Genomic DNA, 18,651 nt, shown 5'->3' with positions numbered 1-18,651 from the left:
CATTATTAATAAATCAATGGGCAAACGTTGTTAGATGGGAAATGAGAACTAGATTATTTTTGCGTACAGCAGAATTTCTTTGGCAAGAAGGACATACGGCTCATGCAACTAAACAAGAAGCAATTGAAGAGTCTGAAAAAATGATGCATGTATATGCAGATTTCGCTGAGAATTTTATGGCAATGCCAGTAGTTAAAGGATTAAAAACAGAAACAGAACGATTTGCAGGAGCAGATGAAACCTATTGTATTGAGGCATTAATGCAAGATGGTAAAGCATTACAAGCAGGAACATCACACTTTTTAGGTCAAAATTTTGCTAAAGCATTTGATGTTAAATTTGCTACTGCAGAAGGTAAACAAGAATATGTTTGGGGAACTTCTTGGGGTGTTTCTACAAGATTAATGGGAGCATTAGTAATGACACATTCAGATGATAATGGTTTGGTTTTACCTCCAAATTTAGCACCAATTCAAGTAGTAATTGTGCCAATTTTTAAAACAGAAGAGGAATTAGAAAAAATCTCTTTAGTTGTAAATGAAATAGTTTTACAATTAAAAAAAATGAATATTTCTGTAAAGTTTGATAATAGAACTACTCAAAAACCAGGTTTTAAATTTGCCGAATGGGAATTAAAAGGTGTTCCAGTACGATTAGCAATTGGACCAAAAGATTTAGAAAATGGAACATTTGAAGTTGCTAGAAGAGATTTACTAACTAAAGATATAGTTTCAAAAGATAGTATAATTATTTATGTAACTGATTTATTAGAAAAAATTCAAACTGATTTATTTAATAAAGCATTAAATTATAGAAAAAATCATATTACAGAAGTAAATTCTTTTGAAGAGTTTAAGGATATTTTAGAAAATAAAGGTGGATTTATCTCTGCACATTGGGATGGAACAGCAGCAACTGAAGAAAAAATTAAAGATTTAACCAAGGCAACAATCAGATGTATACCATTAAATAGAGTAGAAGAGAAAGGAAAATGTATTTTTTCTGGAGCTGAATCTACTGGAAGAGTGTTGTTTGCGAAGGCATATTAAAAAAAATAAAAAAAAAGTACATTCAACACTTGCGTGAATAAAAAATAGTTGTATTTTTGCATCCGCATTCAGGAAGTTTGGCCCGTTCGTCTATCGGTTAGGACGCATGGTTTTCATCCATGTAAGAGGGGTTCGATTCCCCTACGGGCTACAAATTATTTTATTTAAAAAAGAAAAAATACAAGAAAATGGCAAATCATAAGTCAGCTTTAAAAAGAATTAGAAGTAACGAAAAAAGAAGAGTTTTAAACAGATATCAACATAAAACTACTCGTAATGCAATTAAAGCGTTAAGAATAGCAACTGATAAAAATGATGCTGCTTCTAAATTATCTTCTGTAATTTCAATGATAGACAAATTAGCTAAGAAGAATATTATTCATGATAATAAAGCTTCTAATTTAAAATCTAAATTAACTAAGCATGTTACAAATATGTAATATTGTTTTAATATAATTTTAATTAAGCTTTCAATTTTTGAAAGCTTTTTTTTATGCTTTATTTTAAACAATAAAGCATTTCTTGAGTAATAGGTTTTGATAAAAAATGGGTAACGATTGGAAATTGTTTTGACTTTTCTACGTCTTTAGGATCTATTGTTGAAGATAATACTATAATTCTGACAGATGAAAAATAGTTACTATATTGTGGTTTAGAAAATATATTTAAGAATTCCCAACCGCTCATTATTGGCATGTTTAAATCTAGAAAAACCAATTCAGGCAATCCAACATTCTCCTTATTTAGAATTTTAGCTATTAAATTGTCAAAATACTGTAGTGCTTTTTCTCCATTATTAGCTAGATCAATTTCTTTTGAAAATTGAGACTTCATAATAACTTTTTTGCATAGCATTAGAGTTATTGGATCGTCGTCTACACATAAAATTTTATTAAACATAACTAATTATGTTAAGAATGTCATTTTAAATGTTGTTCCTACGCCAACTTTACTGTCTACTTCAATTTTTCCATTCATTGATTCTACTTGAGATTTTACTAGATATAATCCTAAACCCTTACTATCTGGATAATCATGAAATCTTTGATATAGTCCAAAAATTTTGTCTTTATTCCTATCTAAATCAATTCCTATTCCGTTATCTTTAAATTGAATCTGAACTTTATCTTCAATAATTTTAGACGAAATTGTAATTTTTAATATTCTTGATTCATCATTATATTTTAACGAATTGGTCATTAAATTTAATAATATACTTTCTAAATATGATTTGTTGATTGTTAAAAATGGAGCACTTTCAAAATCCATTTTTATGATAGGTTTTTTTAAACTTATTAAAACGCTTAATTGATTAAAAACATTTTCAAATACAACTTGAGTTAAAATCTGCTCTTTCAGAATTGATGGACTGTCTTTAATAATTATAACTTTTACTAAATCATTTATGGTGTCATTTAATAAATTAGTAGATTTAGAAAATCCATTTAAAATTTCTTTTAACTCAATGTCTTCGATATGTAAATCTTCAATTAGATTTAATAATCCAGTTAAATTAGAAAGTGGTGCTCTCAAATTATGCGAGGTAATATAAGAGAATTGTTTTAAATCTTTGTTGTTTTGAGTTAATTCGCTTATTAGTTGTTCTCTTTCTGATTCGCGATGCTTTTCTACAGAAATATCTCTTTGTATAGATATCCAATGTGAGTGCTGATTATCTGCATTAGTTATAGGAATCATTGAAAAATTAACCCAATATTGTTCATTGTTTTTTCTTAAATTTAATGATTCAAAAGTAAATTCTTCTTTTTTCTTTAGTGAGTTGGCAATTTTTGTTATGTTATCTTGCACACTAGATTTAGACATAAATGTTGCAGGCGATTTACCAATAACTTCATCAGTTTTATAACCAGTCATTTTAGAAAATGCAGGATTTACATAAACAATTTTTGGAATTCCTTTTTCAGCATCTCCAGCTTCTGTAATTATTACAGTATCTTTAGTTTGGGTAATAACAGTTTCTAATAATTTTAATCGTTGCTCTTCAACTTTTTGTTTTGTAACATCTTGAATTGCTCCAATCATTCTTACTATAGTGTCAGTTTCATCTTTTACTAAAAAACCTCTATCAAAAACATATTTATAAGTTCCATCGGCACATCTAAAACGGTATTCGTCTTGCCATTTTTCTGATTTTTCTGCGATAAAAGAGTATAATTTTACAGACATTTTTAAACTGTCTTCTGGGTGAATTTTATCAAACCACCACTGTAAATTATTACCTACATCTTTTCTTTGATATCCAAAAACTCCTTCAATTCCTCTGTTCCAAATAAATCCACCAGTTTTAATATCCCAATCCCATATGGTATCACTCGTGGCTTTGGAAACCATTTCGTAACGTTCATTAGATTCTACAAGGTCTTTATACTTTTCTTCTAAATTTTTTATTTTATTTTTATGTTTTTGCTTTATATTGTTGATAATCATGTATATAATCAATAAAACAATACTAGTAAGAATAAAGTCAATTGCTAAATATGTATTTAAATGGTTGTAAAATTGTAAGTATTTAGGTAAAACGATTTGTCCAATTAAAAGAATAATTAGAGTTGATAGAAAAATAATTATGTAAGAAGTTGTATTCGTTTTTTTCATTACTCCAAAAATAAAAAAATTAATTTTTAAAATTGATTAAATTATAAAATAAAAAAAAAATTAACGTTTGAGTTATTAAAATGTAAAGTAAATATTGGTATCGTTTTTTTAATCAAAATAAAGTGTACCTTTGCACCCATTAAAAATAACAGATGGAATCTATTAGAAATATTGCAATTATTGCCCATGTCGATCACGGTAAAACAACTTTGGTTGATAAAATTATGTATCATTGTCAACTTTTTCGCGACAACGAAAATACAGGAGATTTAATTCTTGATAATAATGACTTGGAACGTGAAAGAGGAATTACAATTACTTCTAAGAACGTTTCAGTTAATTACAAAGGAACTAAAATTAATATTATCGATACTCCAGGTCACGCTGATTTTGGTGGAGAAGTAGAACGTGTATTAAACATGGCTGATGGAGTTTGTCTACTAGTAGATGCATTTGAAGGTCCAATGCCACAAACACGATTTGTTTTACAAAAAGCTATCGATTTAGGTTTAAAACCTTGCGTTGTTATCAATAAAGTAGATAAAGAAAACTGTACTCCAGAAGAAGTTCATGAAAAAGTTTTCGATTTGATGTTCGAATTAGGTGCAGAAGAATGGCAATTGGATTTTCCAACCGTTTATGGTTCTGCTAAAAACAACTGGATGTCAGATCATTGGGAAAACATAACAGATAATGTTGAAGCTTTGTTAGATATGGTTGTAGAACATGTTCCTGCTCCAAAAGTTTCAGAAGGAACTCCACAAATGTTGATTACATCTTTAGATTTCTCAGCTTTTACTGGTCGTATTGCGATTGGTAGATTAGAAAGAGGAGTTCTTAGAGAAGGAATGCCAATTTCTCTTTGCAAAAGAGATGGTGTAATAATGAAATCTAGAATTAAAGAATTACATACTTTTGAAGGTCTAGGTCGTAAGAAAGTACAAGAAGTAATTGCTGGTGATATTTGTGCAATTGTTGGAGTAGAAGGTTTTGAAATTGGAGATACAATTGCCGATTTTGATAATCCAGAAGCATTGCAAACAATTGCAATTGACGAGCCAACGATGAGTATGTTGTTTACAATAAACGATTCTCCTTTCTTTGGAAAAGAAGGAAAATTTGTAACTTCAAGACACATTCGTGATCGTTTAACGAAAGAATTAGAAAAAAACTTAGCAATGAAATTGGGCGAAACCGATTCTGCTGATAAATTTATGGTTTTTGGTCGTGGTGTTTTGCACTTATCTGTTTTAATTGAAACTATGAGACGTGAAGGTTATGAAATGCAAATTGGTCAACCACAAGTTATTATTAAAGAAATTGATGGTAAAAAATGTGAACCAATTGAAGAATTGACAATTGATTTACCAGAATCACTTTCTGGAAGAGCTGTAGAGTTTGTTACTTTACGTAAAGGCGAAATGTTGAGTATGGAAACTAAAGGTGAACGTATGGTAATTAAATTTAATATTCCATCTCGTGGAATTATTGGATTACGTAATCAATTGTTGACTGCTACTGCAGGTGAAGCTATTATGGCACATCGTTTTATAGGGTATGAACCTTTTAAAGGAGAAATTTCTGGACGTAACAAAGGTTCATTAATTTCTATGGAAAAAGGAAAAGCAATTCCATATTCTATTGATAAATTGCAAGATCGTGGTAAGTTTTTTGTTGAACCAAATGCCGAAATCTATGAAGGTCAAGTAATTGGCGAAAACTCTCGTGGTGATGATATGTGTGTAAACGTAACCAAAGAGAAAAAACAATCCAACGTTCGTTCATCTGGAAATGATGAAAAAGCTAGGATTATTCCACCAATTATTTTCTCATTAGAAGAAGCTTTAGAATACATTCAAAAAGACGAATATGTAGAAGTTACACCAAAATCTATTCGTTTGCGAAAAATTTATTTGAACGAAACTGATAGAAAAAGGTTTAAGGTTTAAGCCTCCCTAAATCCCTTCGAAGGAGGGACTTTAAAATAGGAATCCCAAATTCGAAAGAGTTTGGGGTTTTTTTATAAAATTTAATATCTATATTTGTTAAATATATTAAATAAAAAATTATGGGATTAGTTTATGCAGATATAGAATTAGTAAATGCTGGCGATATTGAAATGGCTAGACGTCATGTTATTGGTGAAGAGGAAATTAAAAAAATGACAATCAACATGTTGGTAGATTCTGGTGCATATAATATGTGCATCAACGAATCAATTCAAGAACAATTAGATCTACCATTTGTTGAAAAACGAAAAGGACAATTGGCAAATGGTAGTATAGAAGAATATGATTTTGTTGGACCAGTACAAGTTCGATTTAAAAATAGAAAAACAATATGTTATTGCATGGTTTTGCCAGGAAGCAACGAAGCACTTTTGGGTGCGATACCAATGGAAGATTTAGATGTTGTAATTAATCCAAGAAGACAAGAACTAGAATTGCATCCAGATCATCCTTATTATGCGCAAATGTCATTAAAGGGAATGAGAAGGTAGTTTATACTTTTAATAAATCTCAAATTCTAAAATTTAGAATTTGGAATATTTTTAATAAATTTTACATAATTTGCATAAAAAAAGATATGAATTTATGGTTGTTTTATTTTATTATGTTTCTAGGTTTTTTGCCTATTTATATATTAAAAAAGTATAAGTTAAGTAACTTAAAACCTATTACTCCTTTTATTTGGTTAGTGTTTATTGCTAGTTTAGAAGAAACTGGAACTGTTTTGATTTGGTACATTTGTAAAATTGATTTTCCAACTGGTTATTGGTCTAGAATTTATTCATTAGCAGAATTTTTAATAATTTTTTATTTTTTTATTAGTATTCTAAAACCTAAATATTTACTTTTTTTTAAAATTTCAATTGCTTTATATATTACGTTATATGTTTATTTATTGTTTATTTGGAACATCGATGAATGCAATAAAACAGATTCGTATTTGATGATTTTAGAAACTATATTTATTATAGTTTGCTCCTTTTTATGGTGTAAAAATTGTTTTATTACTTTAAAAGAAACTACTTTACTTAAAACACCAAATTTTTATTTTGTTTCTGGTTTTTTATTTTATTTTGTGAGTACGATTTTCTTATTTTTAATTACCGATTATCTAATAAAAAATAAAAATGCAGAATTTTGGGATTACTATAACTTTAATTTATATGCTAATTTTGTTTGGCGATTAATGCTTATTATTGGTGTGTGGAAAGCATTTTCTATTGAAAAAAATGCAACCTAAAAACCAATTAGTAAATTATAAAAATAATTTAAAAGTTAATTTTTTGAAATAGCTGTAAATTAAATTAACAATTTTATATTTGCTTTTTAAACAACATACTAATATATGGATAGTTCGAGGGATATAAAATCGATATTCTGGTTAGGTACATCTATTATGCTGTTTTTGGTTTTTGGTTTAATTTTTTTGGTTGTGATTTACCAAAATTATTTTTCTAAAATGAAACAAAAACAAATAATTTCGACTTTAGAAAAACAAGCTTTAAATCAAAAGTTATTGTTGACCCAAATGAATCCTCATTTTATTTTTAATTCTATTGATAATATTCAAGGTCTAATTTACAACAATCAAAATCCAGAAGCCATAAATTACCTAACGAAGTTTTCTAAATTGACAAGACAAATTTTAGAAAACTCAAACGAAAATTACATTTCATTATCCGAAGAAATAGAAATGATCGAAAATTACTTAGTTATTCAACAACTTCTGTATAACAATAAATTTAGTTTCAAAATCGATGTTGATGATACTATAGATACAGAAATCATACTCCTTCCACCAATGCTAACGCAACCATTTATAGAAAACGCCATTAAACACGGATTAAAAAATAAGTTAGAGATGGGTAAAATCGAAATATGTTTTTATTTGCAAAACAACAAACTGTTTTTTGAAGTTTCAGATAACGGAAATGGGTTTGACATTATCAAAAAAACAAGTAATCACAAGTCTTTAGCAATGACAATAACTAAAGAACGATTGATAAGCTATACAAAAAATGAACATTTTGTAATACAAACTAATGATATATTAGACAGCAATCAAAAAATAGTTGGAGCAAAAATTAAATTTGAAATACCCTATATTTACGAAAACTAATTTATATGTTAAGAGCTGTTGTAATAGATGATATTGAAACTATCAGAAAGAAAAACATTGCAATAATCAAGTCAAATTGTCCTAATATTTCAGTAATTGGTCAAGCCGACAATGTCGAATCGGGTATAAAAATCATTAAACAACTCTCACCAGATATTGTTTTTCTGGATGTCGAAATGCCTGATGGAACAGGTTTTGACTTATTACAAAAAATGAAACCAATAGATTTTAAAGTTATTTTTATAACTGGCTTTGAAGATTTTGCTATTCGTGCTTTTCGTTTTTCTGCCATTGATTATTTGCTAAAACCGCTTGATTCAGCCGAGTTGGTCGAAGCAGTAAAAAAAGCAGAAGAATCGTTGAGCAAAGAAGTTTTTGAAATGAAACTCAACAATTTGTTTACCAATCTTGATCGTCCAAAAAACCATCAAAAACTGATGTTAAAAACCGCCGATAAAATTTATTCGGTTAACATTCAGGACATTGTTAACTGCGAATCTGATAAAAATTACACAACTTTTCATTTCGTAAATGCGCCAAAACTAATTGTTTCTTCCAATCTCAAGGAATACGAAACGTTACTTTCTCCATTCAATTTTTTTAGGTCACACCAATCACATTTAATAAATATGGCATATTTTGATCATTTTATTAAAACTGATGGTGGTAATACAATTGTTTTAAAGAACAAAAGTATTATTCCGTTGGCAATTCGAAATAAAGGAGAATTTTTGATTATGTTAGAAAATCTTTAATTTTTTCACAAAAACGAATTTCTTCAATAATTCAACGAATAACTTTCAAAAGTCAACGAATATTCATTCGCTAAAATTTTCATTTTTCTTTCATTTATTTTTGAATCGTAATAAATTATTATGGTTTAAAACAGTAGCTATTGTTTTAAAATAAAAATAATATGGAGTTCAGAAACCATCTTAAACGAAGCGGATTCGAAAAGCTAAATGAGTAGAAAAAAATAAAAATTTAAAAAAAATGAAAAAACAATTATTTTTTATTGCAATTGCAAGTTTGTTCACCACATTGGCTTCTGCAGCCGATTTGTATGTTAGAGATTTTGGTGCAGGAGGTGCCTATGCAACTATTTCTGCTGCCATTACTGCTGCTGCTGATGGCGACAGAATTATCATTAGACCAAAAGCAGGTGGCATTCCGTATGCAGAAAATTTAGTTATTGATAAAAGCCTATCATTCGCATCTGAAACACTAGGAGCTAAATATTTAGTGCAAGGCACAATTGTGGTAACGCCATTGGCAGGTCGGGTTGTTACGATTAATAATTTGAATCTAACATCATCTTTGACAACATCAAACTTAATTGCAGGAAGGACTACAATTAATATTTTAAATTCAACAACTTCTGCTATATTTTTACAATTTCAAAATATTACAACTAATATTTCGGGCACCGATATTAATGGTAGTTTGTATTTTTCTAACGGTAAAATTACTGGATCAAGAATTAATGATTCTTTAATATGCGAAGGAATTACAGATACAATTTTATCTACTGATGGTGTAGAGATAGTTGGTAACTTTGTAGGTAGATATATTGATATAAGCCAAAGAAATTACACTTTTAAAATTTTAAATAATTTTGTTGGTAGCTTTGCATTCGGTACAATTTCGCTTATTAATATTGTAGCTGCTAAAAATGGTAGTATCAATGAAATCCAAAATAATACTATTCCTTTTTTTGTAGATTCTACTGGTAGTAAAGGTTCCATAACTATAACTTTAACGGCCCCTAATACCGCTACTTTTAGTATACTAAATAATGTTTTAAGTTCACCTACTGCTAATTTTGAAATATATGCAACTGGCGCAACGGTCTATGCTTATTATAATATGTCAGCTAATGCATTTGTTGTAAGTGGAGTAACAGCTGCAAGCTCGAATGTAGGCAGTGCAGTTTTTACTGTTAATAGTACCACAACTTATGCTGTTACAGGTGCCAATGTAAATGCAGGATATCCAGACGATGAGTTCAGAGATTTAGATTTATCATTAAATGATATTGGCAATTATGGTGGTTCTAACAGTTGGGCAAATTATTGGCCAGTAACTCCAGGCAACAAACCACAGATAAACTACTTAAATACTCCAAGAAGAATTTATATAGGTACAACAACACTTAATGCTACTGGTTCTGGATATTCTAAATAATATTAAACTATAAAAAGATGAAAAAATATATTTATAGTTTAATGGCTTTTTTATTGGTTGTGTTGTGCCAAGCACAAGTACCATTAAATCAAGCCGAATATTTTTGGGATGCCGATCCCGGTCAAGGACTTGGCATTGCAGTTGATGCTGTTGACGGAAACTTTAATAATGCTTTTGAGCAATTGTCCAAAACAGGAATTACAGCACCAAGTTTGGGAATGCACACTTTTAATATCCGAATTAAAAATATTTCAGGAGTTTGGGGAGATGTTTTTTCCAATACTATAAAAGTAGATCAAGTACTAACTCCAACACCAATAAGTATCTTGCAAGCTGAATATTTTTGGGATACAGATCCAGGAGAAGGAAGTAGTATTATTGTTTTAGCAACTGACGGAAACTTTAATAGTGCTTTTGAGCGTTTGTCCACAACTGGAATCGCAGCACCAAGTGTTGGTTTGCATACTTTTAATGTTAGAGTGAAAGATGCTACTGGCGTTTGGGGAACAGTTTTTAAAAATGTAATACTGGTTGATCAAGTATTAACACCAACACCCATAAGTATTTCGCAAGCCGAATATTTTTGGGATACAGATCCTGGAGAAGGAAGTGCAACAGTAGTTTTAGCGACTGACGGAAACTTTAATAATGCTTTTGAGCAATTATCAAAAACAGGAATTACTGCACCAAGCGCAGGATTGCATACTTTTAATATTCGTATAAAAGACAATACAGGAGTTTGGGGAACCGTTTTTTCTAATTTAATAAATGTAGATCAAGTACTTACGCCAACACCAATAAGTATCTCACAAGCGGAATATTTTTGGGATACAGATCCAGGAGAAGGAAGTGCTACAGCTCTATTAGCATCTGATGGGAACTTTAATAGAGCTTTTGAACAATTTTTTCAAAATGATATTCCAATTGCTCAACCTGCAGGTTTACATGTTTTTAATGTTCGTGTGAAAGATGTCACAGGAGTTTGGGGTCCAGTTTTTAAAAATGTAATTATTATTGAAACCTCTCTTTGTACAACACCAGTTCCAACTGCGCCAACGCCACAATTTTTCTGTGTTTCTGGAGCAGTATCTGGATTAGTTGCGACAGGAACTAATCTACAATGGTATTTAGATTCAACAGGAGGAGTTACACTATCAAATACAACTGCATTGGTATCAGGAAATTATTATGTTTCACAAACCATTGGTGTTTGCGAAAGTTTAAGAACTCCAGTTTCAGTTACAGTTAACCCAATTGGAGTTCCAACGTTTACTCAAGTAACTCCTATATGTTCAGGAGCAATATTGGCAGCATTGCCAACGACTTCTACAAATGGAATTACAGGAACTTGGATGCCAGCATTAAATAATACTGTAACAACGTTGTATACATTTACACCAACAGTAGGATTATGTGCTTCAACTACTACAATGACGATTACTGTTAACCCAATTGTAGTTCCAACGTTTACTCAAGTAACTCCTATATGTTCAGGAGCAACATTGGCAGCATTGCCAACAACTTCTACAAATGGAATTACAGGAACTTGGTTGCCAGCATTAAATAATACTGTAACAACTTTGTATACATTTACACCTACAGTAGGATTATGTGCTTCAACTACTACAATGACGATTTCTGTTAATATAGAAGTTTCCGCTCCAACTGGCAGCGCTAATCAAACATTTTGTATAGGAGAAACAGTTGGAGATATTATTATAAATGGTACATCTATTATTTGGTATGATGCGGCTAATTTAGGAAATATTGTTCCAAACACTTCACTTTTAGTAACTGGAACAACGTATTATGCATCGCAAACTATTTCATCTTGTTCTAGTAACACTAGACTAGCAGTAACAGTTTTAAATGGAGGTTGTTTAGAAATTGAAAATTTTAATTTATTGTACATAAAGGTTTATCCTAATCCTGTGAAAGATATTCTAACAGTTTCTTTAAATAAATTAATAACCAACATTTCAATTTTTAATGTTTTAGGTCAACAAATAATTACTAAATCTATAAATGATTACGAGTCTAAAATTGATATGTCTAGATTATCATCTGGCACTTATTTTACTAAAATTTATTCTGATAATTTAGTAAAAACTATCAAAGTTATTAAAGAGTAATAGGTTGTTTTTTACTTTCAATAATCCCAAATTGCAAAATTGCAGTTTGGGATTTTTTTGTTTAAAAATAAGTAAACACCACTATTTTTTAATTAAAGTTTTATCTTTACCAAAATAATTAAAATGTAATTATTTTATAAATAGTTTTTATAATAATGAGTAAAATAGTTTTGATTACTGGCGCATCATCTGGAATTGGAAAAGCTGTTGGTGAATATCTTTTTTTAAAAGGTTTTACAGTTTATGGTACAAGTAGAAATCCGAGTATGATTAAAAATTCTGTTTTTCCTTTATTAGAGTTGGATGTTAGAAAGCCCGAGTCAATTGAGAGAACTATAAATTCTATAATTTCAAAATCGGGTAGGATTGATGTTGTAATTAATAATGCTGGAGTTGGTATTACTGGACCAATTGAAGAAATTCCGACTGAGGAAATTAAGAATAATTTTGAAATTAATTTTTTTGGACCATTAGAAGTTATAAAAGCAGTTTTACCACAAATGCGTTTGCAACAAAGTGGCTTAATTATAAACATTACGTCTATTGCTGGATATATGGGTTTGCCTTACAGAGGAATTTATTCTGCGTCTAAAGGTGCATTGGAGTTGTTAACAGAAAGTTTACGAATGGAAGTTAAGCATTTTGGGATTAATATTACCAATGTTGCGCCTGGAGATTTTGCTACCAATATTGCATCAGGTAGATTTCATAGTGAGGTTGAAAATTCTGCCTATGAAATTCCATATAAAAAAACACTTGAAACTATGAATAATCACGTAGATGATGGTGGAAATCCTAATGAAATGGCTGAGGCAATTTATAAAATTATAGAAACCAAAAATCCCAAAATTCATTATAAAGTTGGTGCTTTTATTCAAAAGTTTTCTATTGTTTTAAAACGAATTTTGCCTGACACAGTTTATGAGAAAATGGTTATGAATCATTATAAGCTTTAACAATATCAATTACAAAATTCAATATCAATTACAAAAGTCAATTACAAAATTCAATATCAATTAAAAAAGTAAATATCAAAAGTTAATATCAATTTAAGAATGAAATTATATTTTAAAATTTAAAATTAAAAAATTAATTTAAAATGAATTTTAAATTTTTAAAAATTGATTTTTGCAATTGACTTTTGTAATTGATATTGAAAATGATTTTTGTAATTTTGCATAAAACCGCGTTAAGGATTACTTCACATTATTCTTATTTTTATAGGAGTTCAGTGAACTATGTTTGCAGTGAAAAGCCCGGAAACTTACTGGAACGAAAGTGGAAGTGAGTTGAGGACTTGAAACGGAAAGCCTGACCGCTTTTCGCGGTAACGCCCAAAATAATAAACACAACTTAATTATAAACTATGAAATTTTTTATTGACACAGCCAATTTATCTGACATTAAACAAGCGCAACAACTTGGCGTTCTTGATGGTGTTACAACTAATCCGTCACTTATGGCTAAGGAAGGAATTACAGGAAAAAATAATATTTTAAAGCATTATGTTGACATTTGTAACATTACTGATGGCGAAGTTAGTGCTGAGGTAAATGCTGTTGATTATGACGGAATGATTAAAGAAGGTGAGGAACTTGCTGATCTTCACGAGCAAATTGTCGTAAAATTGCCAATGACTAAAGAAGGTGTTATGGCTTGTAAATACTTTTCGGACAAAGGAATTAAGACTAATGTTACACTAGTATTTTCGGCAGGACAAGCTTTATTGGCTGCTAAAGCTGGAGCAACTTTTGTTTCGCCATTTATTGGAAGACTAGACGATATCAGTACCGATGGATTGAACTTGATTCAAGAAATTAGAGAAATTTATGATAATTATGGTTATGAAACTCAAATTCTTGCTGCGTCTGTGCGTCATACTATGCATATTGTAAATTGTGCAAAAATTGGTGCCGATGTTATGACTGGTCCACTTTCGTCTATTCTTGGATTGTTAAAACATCCGCTTACTGATATTGGTTTGGCGCAGTTTATTGCCGATTTTGAAAAAGGAAATAAGTAAGTGTTCAGTTTTCAGGTTTTAGCGTTCATTTAAAACTCAGATAATAATAAAAGCCGATTTTCAATTGAAAATCGGCTTTTATTATTTTATTGAATGATCAAATATCTTTAGGCAACTTCTTGTTAGAAGTCTTTAAATATGCCTTAACTTTCGGAATGTTACTAAAGTTGGCAAAATCAAAACCAACCTTAAATTATATTATTTGTCCCACTTGCTAGAAACTGCGTTTCGCAGATATTACTTATTTTCCACAGTTTTGTTCGTAAAGTTCTATAATTCTTACAAAACCATTTTTCTTAAAATCATCTTTGTTTACTAAGTTTACTAAGTTTGGACATTCTTCACTAAAATGTTTTTTTAATAATGACAAAAAATAATTCCATTTATATCCAGCTCCAAAATTTTCATATAGGATTAAAGAGTAATCATTTCCTCGATTAATAAAATAATTACCATCTAATATAGAACTGTATTTCGGACCTGTAGTCATAAACCAAGCGGAATAAAGGTTTATTTTACCTTCTTTTATAACTTCAACACACGCCAATTTTTTATGTACTTTAAAAGAATTATCTTTGCTAAATGGCTTAAAATATGCTAAATGAGTTGTTACAAATTTTATTTTTTCACCATTTTCGTTGTTTATAAAGAATGATTTTATTAGTTCTAAAGGAAACTTTTCAGTATTTCCTTTTTCTTCTAGTCTAAATTTAATAGTGTTGTTCTCGGAATCGTCAGGTATTTCTATAAATCCTTCTTTTGTTGTATTATCAGTAAAAGTCATAATTCCAGAGTGAAACTCTGCAAATGAAAGTAATGGAATTAAAATTAATATGTAAATTAGTTTTTTCATTTTTTGATTATTTAGGTTATTTTTTATTTAATTTTTTTGGCAAAATATCTACCAGCTAAAGAATTTGAGTAAATTAGATTTTTAGATAATGTTTTATTCTCATTTTCATTTTCAAATCTATTATTTGAACTTTTTACGATGATTAAGTTTAAAATAATTTTAAAATTTTTTTGAATTGACTTTTTTTCATCTTTCTTTGATAATTGTATTTCAACAGATTTACTTTCTTTGGGAGCAATCGTAATTATAATTGGAATATTTTTATCACAAGGATTTTCAATGATTTTAAAATTAGTATTATTTAAAGAATAGTAATCTGTCCAAGAACAACTCATACTGCAATATCTTAAAGTATCATTTGTATTATTTTTTAAAGTCGCTTTAATTAACCAATTTTCAATATTTTTTAATTTTGATTTTTTTAATTTTTCAATCTCTAATGTATAATTATCTTCTTGAATATAATTTGAAGATTTTATAGTATTAAAATTTAAAATCAGGATTAAAAAAGCTAATGTTAATTTTATCATTTAAATTTTTACTTTATTTCATTAATAAAATTCACGTCAAACATATTTGTAAAACCATTTTTTATAGTTCTATCTGCATTTACAATAATAGTTCTATGAACTTTGGTAATTGCCCATTTTGCTTTTATGTCTTCAAAGTTGGAACATCTGTATTCTTTTATGTTTTGAAAATTATATCTTGATAAAGTTTCTTTAAACAAGTTCTCGTCTTGATCTAAATTGATAGCAATAAACTCGTAATTAGGATATGTTTTTTGAAGTTCTAATACTTTTTTATGCGCAGCAACAAAGTGTGAATTTAATTTTTCTGACCAAAAAAAGAATACTGTATTTTTAGTAACCAAATCTGAACTTAAATATTTATTTCCATTTAAATCAATCAATTCAACAGTTGGTAATTCTTTTCCTATTGTTAATAGTTGTATGGCATTTCCTATTTTCAATATTTCGTTTTTCTTGCTTTTATCGGTAGAATATTTATGATAGGTTTCTAGAAATTCTTTATTATTTACAATATTTTGATCTTCTGATAAATATTGAAAAGCAATATTATTTAAAATTACATTTTTTACTTTTTCGTTTTTAATTAAAGTATCGGCAACATTTAATTTATTAATGTTGGTTTTTAATGCCATATCAACTTCATTATAATGATTATGATATTTTATTGCAGAAACATTATTCAACATATGATTTATATACATAACAAACGGAGAAAAATCAGTTAATTCTTCATTGCTATAATCTATTGCTTTTCTATAATCATAATAAGTTTTTGGCAACTTATCTATAACATCTTCGCCAGTTCTAATTTTGTGAACTACAGGATATATTTCTTTTTTAGTATAATATGGAAATTTGTATAATGCATTGGCGTAAACATCAAATTCGTTACTCCACTTAATTTCTTCTTTTTTCTTATTATAGTATTTTTTATTCTCTAGATTGGTTTTTTCTATGTTTAGATTAAATTTTTCAAATCCATAATCAAAAACTTCAAACATATTGTTTTTATCTTTTTCATTCCTTAGATATAAATCCATCAAGAAATTATTTTTTTCATCGCCACGACCACAAAAGATTATAGATTCGTCAAAATCTTTGGTATCTATATGAACTTTTAAACTGTCGTTTTTATCAAAATAAATATATTGGTATTCTGGTTCGTGTTTAAAAGTGTATAAACCTGGTGACAATGAATCGAATTTTTTAAAAAATGTATTGTCATCATTAAGTTTAATGGTATCAATAACAAGATTGTCTTTGCAAAAAAGTACGTAACGATTAATAGGATTTTCTATTTCTCCACCAAAGTATGCTATGTAATTATCTGATGAAAAGTCTTTGTTACAAGAACTTAGCATTGATAGAGATAGAACAGAATAAAAGAAATATAAAAACTTAGGGGAAATTTTCATTAAATATATATTACAAACAAATGTATTTATATGAAAGTGAATATTTTGTTAAGCATTAGTTAAATAAAAGGTTAAAATTTTACAGTTTTAATGCAAAAGTAGCATAACAAGTTCCAAAACCAATTATAAAAGCAATAACTGAGTATAAAAGAATTTGAAGTGAAAACTTTTTATCCTCAATAAAGATAAGCCGAATTATTCCAAAAAGAAAAGCAAGTACACTTATAAAAGCGACAATCATACCGATAGAAGAAAGAATTTCATTCATTATTTACTATTTCCGTTAAATGATAAAACACAAGTTCCAAATCCAATAAGTAATCCAATTACAATTCCTAAAACTCCACCAAGAATATGTTTCAAACCAATTTCTCCTTTAGTAGCAATTAACTGAACTATACCAACAATAATTGCAATTATTGAAGAAACTAATACTATTCCGAACAAAATGAGAAGTAATTGCATAAAGTTTTAAAATTAAAATTGCCCAATACACGTACTAAAACCTATTATAAAAGCTATTAAAGAAAATATCATAAATTTTAACCCAAGTTTTCTTTTACTTTCGTCAAATAGCATAAAGAATCCAATAATAAAAGTAAAGAAACTTATAAATGCAATAAATGCGCCAAAACCAGTTAAAAAATTATCCATTTTTATATATTTAATTCTTTTCTAATGTTGTCAATTTTATTATCTCTATAAAAAATATTCATAGTTTCAAATGGTATAATTTTCATTTTATCGCTCACAATGTGTACGCACGATTTTTTTACAGCACGAACATCAAAATCATAAGGATCCATAAAATTCATAATCAACACACGAAACAAATTGCTGTAACTTAAATTATCACTTTGAACTCTTGGTAAACAACACATTAATTCTCCAAAAGTTTCTTCGGCACAATCTACAGAAATTCCTGTACTAAAAAGATTTAACATGTGACTTTTTAGTTTTTCATCGTGCTCAAAAACAATAGTATTTTTAGAATTATTTAGTAAATCTTCTGGATTAATTAAATGCGTCATAGGAAAAACTTCTCCATCTATTTTCAATGCATACGCCATACACAATGCATCAGGATTACACGGAACAGGAATTAAATCTTGTGGTGTAAAAATTGGATATTGCTCGTAAATTTTTCTGCGAACTTCGGTCAACGTAATTCTTCCTTCGCCATCATTATAATCTTTATTTCTTCCTGCAACTTGTGTGGGTTGAAAAGTAACACCTCGAACACATTCTTGTTTTATGGCAAATTCTAAAATTTTTCCAATTTCATCATCGTTTACGCCTTTTTGAAGAGTTACAACTAATGTTGTAGAAATATTGTATTTGTTCAAATATTCTAATGCTTTTATACGAGTATTGGTTAAATCTTCGCCACGTAATTTTTCTAAAACTTCGGGTTTAAAACTATCAAATTGCAAATAAATCTCAAAATCTGGCATATAAGTTGCTAGTTTTTCTACAAATTTTTCATCTTTTGCTAGTCGAATTCCGTTGGTGTTTAACATCAAATGTTTAATAGGTTTGCTTTTGGCAATATCAAGAATTTTGAAAAAATCTGGATGCACAGTTGGTTCGCCACCAGAAATTTGTACCACATCTGGTTCGCCTTCATTGGCAACAACAACATCAAACATTTTTTCAATTTCTTCTAATGTTCTATGTCTTCCATAATTTGGACCAGAACTGGCATAACAAGTTGGGCA

General features: G+C 28.8%; 20 protein-coding genes and 1 tRNA gene. 12 read left to right on the top strand and 9 right to left on the bottom strand.

All coding sequences use genetic code 11. The features are described 5' to 3' along the window. The 3 genes from ACH2BC_RS08660 to rpsT form a co-directional block, all read left to right on the top strand. The coding region (locus ACH2BC_RS08660; RefSeq protein ID WP_395053596.1) for a His/Gly/Thr/Pro-type tRNA ligase C-terminal domain-containing protein at positions 1-1,049 on the top strand (1,049 nt) is incomplete at its 5' end. A 79-nt stretch (positions 1,050-1,128) separates the two neighbouring features. Further along, a tRNA-Glu gene (locus tag ACH2BC_RS08655) sits at positions 1,129-1,200 on the top strand. Between the two features lie 37 nt (positions 1,201-1,237). Next, complete coding sequence (rpsT, locus tag ACH2BC_RS08650; protein WP_395053595.1) at positions 1,238-1,489, top strand: 30S ribosomal protein S20; 252 nt, start codon at positions 1,238-1,240, stop codon at positions 1,487-1,489. 58 nt (positions 1,490-1,547) lie between these two features. On the opposite strand, the gene ACH2BC_RS08645 is transcribed toward rpsT, so the two are convergent. Both ACH2BC_RS08645 and ACH2BC_RS08640 read right to left on the bottom strand, forming a co-directional pair. Further along, complete coding sequence (locus tag ACH2BC_RS08645) at positions 1,548-1,949, bottom strand: response regulator (RefSeq protein ID WP_395053594.1); 402 nt, start codon at positions 1,947-1,949, stop codon at positions 1,548-1,550. A 6-nt stretch (positions 1,950-1,955) separates the two neighbouring features. Continuing rightward, positions 1,956-3,665, bottom strand: a complete 1,710-nt coding sequence (locus tag ACH2BC_RS08640; protein WP_395053593.1) for a PAS domain-containing protein — start codon at positions 3,663-3,665, stop codon at positions 1,956-1,958. Positions 3,666-3,817: 152 nt separating this feature from the next. Here ACH2BC_RS08640 and typA point away from each other — a divergent pair, with 152 nt between their 5' ends. From typA to fsa, 9 genes are all read left to right on the top strand, one after another. Then, the gene (gene typA, locus ACH2BC_RS08635) at positions 3,818-5,614 is read left to right on the top strand and encodes a translational GTPase TypA (RefSeq protein WP_395053592.1); all 1,797 of its coding nucleotides are present in this window, start codon (positions 3,818-3,820) and stop codon (positions 5,612-5,614) included. A gap of 119 nt (positions 5,615-5,733) precedes the next feature. After that, on the top strand, positions 5,734-6,165 hold the full coding sequence (locus tag ACH2BC_RS08630; protein ID WP_395053591.1) for a clan AA aspartic protease: 432 nt from the start codon (positions 5,734-5,736) through the stop codon (positions 6,163-6,165). Positions 6,166-6,251: 86 nt separating this feature from the next. Continuing rightward, the gene (locus ACH2BC_RS08625; RefSeq protein WP_395053590.1) at positions 6,252-6,914 is read left to right on the top strand and encodes a hypothetical protein; all 663 of its coding nucleotides are present in this window, start codon (positions 6,252-6,254) and stop codon (positions 6,912-6,914) included. A gap of 219 nt (positions 6,915-7,133) precedes the next feature. After that, positions 7,134-7,793 carry a sensor histidine kinase gene (locus ACH2BC_RS08620; RefSeq protein ID WP_395053589.1) on the top strand — a complete coding sequence of 220 codons (660 nt, stop codon included), beginning with the start codon at positions 7,134-7,136 and terminating at the stop codon, positions 7,791-7,793. 5 nt (positions 7,794-7,798) lie between these two features. Next, positions 7,799-8,548: a LytR/AlgR family response regulator transcription factor gene (locus ACH2BC_RS08615; protein ID WP_395053588.1), complete on the top strand. Its 750-nt coding sequence runs from the start codon at positions 7,799-7,801 to the stop codon at positions 8,546-8,548. Positions 8,549-8,786: 238 nt separating this feature from the next. After that, positions 8,787-9,977, top strand: a complete 1,191-nt coding sequence (locus ACH2BC_RS08610) for a hypothetical protein (RefSeq protein WP_395053587.1) — start codon at positions 8,787-8,789, stop codon at positions 9,975-9,977. 17 nt (positions 9,978-9,994) lie between these two features. Further along, positions 9,995-12,109, top strand: coding sequence for a T9SS type A sorting domain-containing protein (locus ACH2BC_RS08605; protein WP_395053586.1), 2,115 nt, complete (start codon positions 9,995-9,997; stop codon positions 12,107-12,109). A gap of 155 nt (positions 12,110-12,264) precedes the next feature. After that, positions 12,265-13,065 (top strand): SDR family oxidoreductase, encoded by an 801-nt coding sequence (locus tag ACH2BC_RS08600; RefSeq protein ID WP_395053585.1) that lies wholly within the window; start codon positions 12,265-12,267, stop codon positions 13,063-13,065. A 410-nt stretch (positions 13,066-13,475) separates the two neighbouring features. Beyond that, positions 13,476-14,132, top strand: coding sequence for a fructose-6-phosphate aldolase (gene fsa, locus ACH2BC_RS08595; RefSeq protein WP_395053584.1), 657 nt, complete (start codon positions 13,476-13,478; stop codon positions 14,130-14,132). 241 nt (positions 14,133-14,373) lie between these two features. Here fsa and ACH2BC_RS08590 read toward each other — a convergent pair whose 3' ends face one another. The 7 genes from ACH2BC_RS08590 to ACH2BC_RS08560 form a co-directional block, all read right to left on the bottom strand. Further along, complete coding sequence (locus tag ACH2BC_RS08590) at positions 14,374-14,985, bottom strand: hypothetical protein (protein ID WP_395053583.1); 612 nt, start codon at positions 14,983-14,985, stop codon at positions 14,374-14,376. A 23-nt stretch (positions 14,986-15,008) separates the two neighbouring features. Further along, on the bottom strand, positions 15,009-15,515 hold the full coding sequence (locus tag ACH2BC_RS08585) for a hypothetical protein (protein ID WP_395053582.1): 507 nt from the start codon (positions 15,513-15,515) through the stop codon (positions 15,009-15,011). Between the two features lie 8 nt (positions 15,516-15,523). After that, on the bottom strand, positions 15,524-16,933 hold the full coding sequence (locus ACH2BC_RS08580) for a TlpA family protein disulfide reductase (protein ID WP_395053581.1): 1,410 nt from the start codon (positions 16,931-16,933) through the stop codon (positions 15,524-15,526). 79 nt (positions 16,934-17,012) lie between these two features. Next, a complete protein-coding gene (locus ACH2BC_RS08575; protein ID WP_395053580.1) occupies positions 17,013-17,201 on the bottom strand; it encodes a hypothetical protein in 189 nt (62 codons plus the stop codon). Next, complete coding sequence (locus tag ACH2BC_RS08570) at positions 17,201-17,398, bottom strand: hypothetical protein (RefSeq protein WP_395053579.1); 198 nt, start codon at positions 17,396-17,398, stop codon at positions 17,201-17,203. The genes ACH2BC_RS08575 and ACH2BC_RS08570 overlap by 1 nt, the downstream gene beginning before the upstream one ends. A gap of 12 nt (positions 17,399-17,410) precedes the next feature. Continuing rightward, complete coding sequence (locus tag ACH2BC_RS08565; RefSeq protein WP_395053578.1) at positions 17,411-17,587, bottom strand: hypothetical protein; 177 nt, start codon at positions 17,585-17,587, stop codon at positions 17,411-17,413. Positions 17,588-17,589: 2 nt separating this feature from the next. Further along, the coding region (locus tag ACH2BC_RS08560; RefSeq protein ID WP_395053577.1) for a radical SAM protein at positions 17,590-18,651 on the bottom strand (1,062 nt) is incomplete at its 5' end.

Origin of the sequence: Flavobacterium sp. (genome assembly GCF_043760115.1) — a bacterium.
GTDB lineage: Bacteria > Bacteroidota > Bacteroidia > Flavobacteriales > Flavobacteriaceae > Flavobacterium.
Note: the sequence above shows the minus strand (reverse complement) of the source record. Positions and strands in the feature narration are given on the sequence as shown.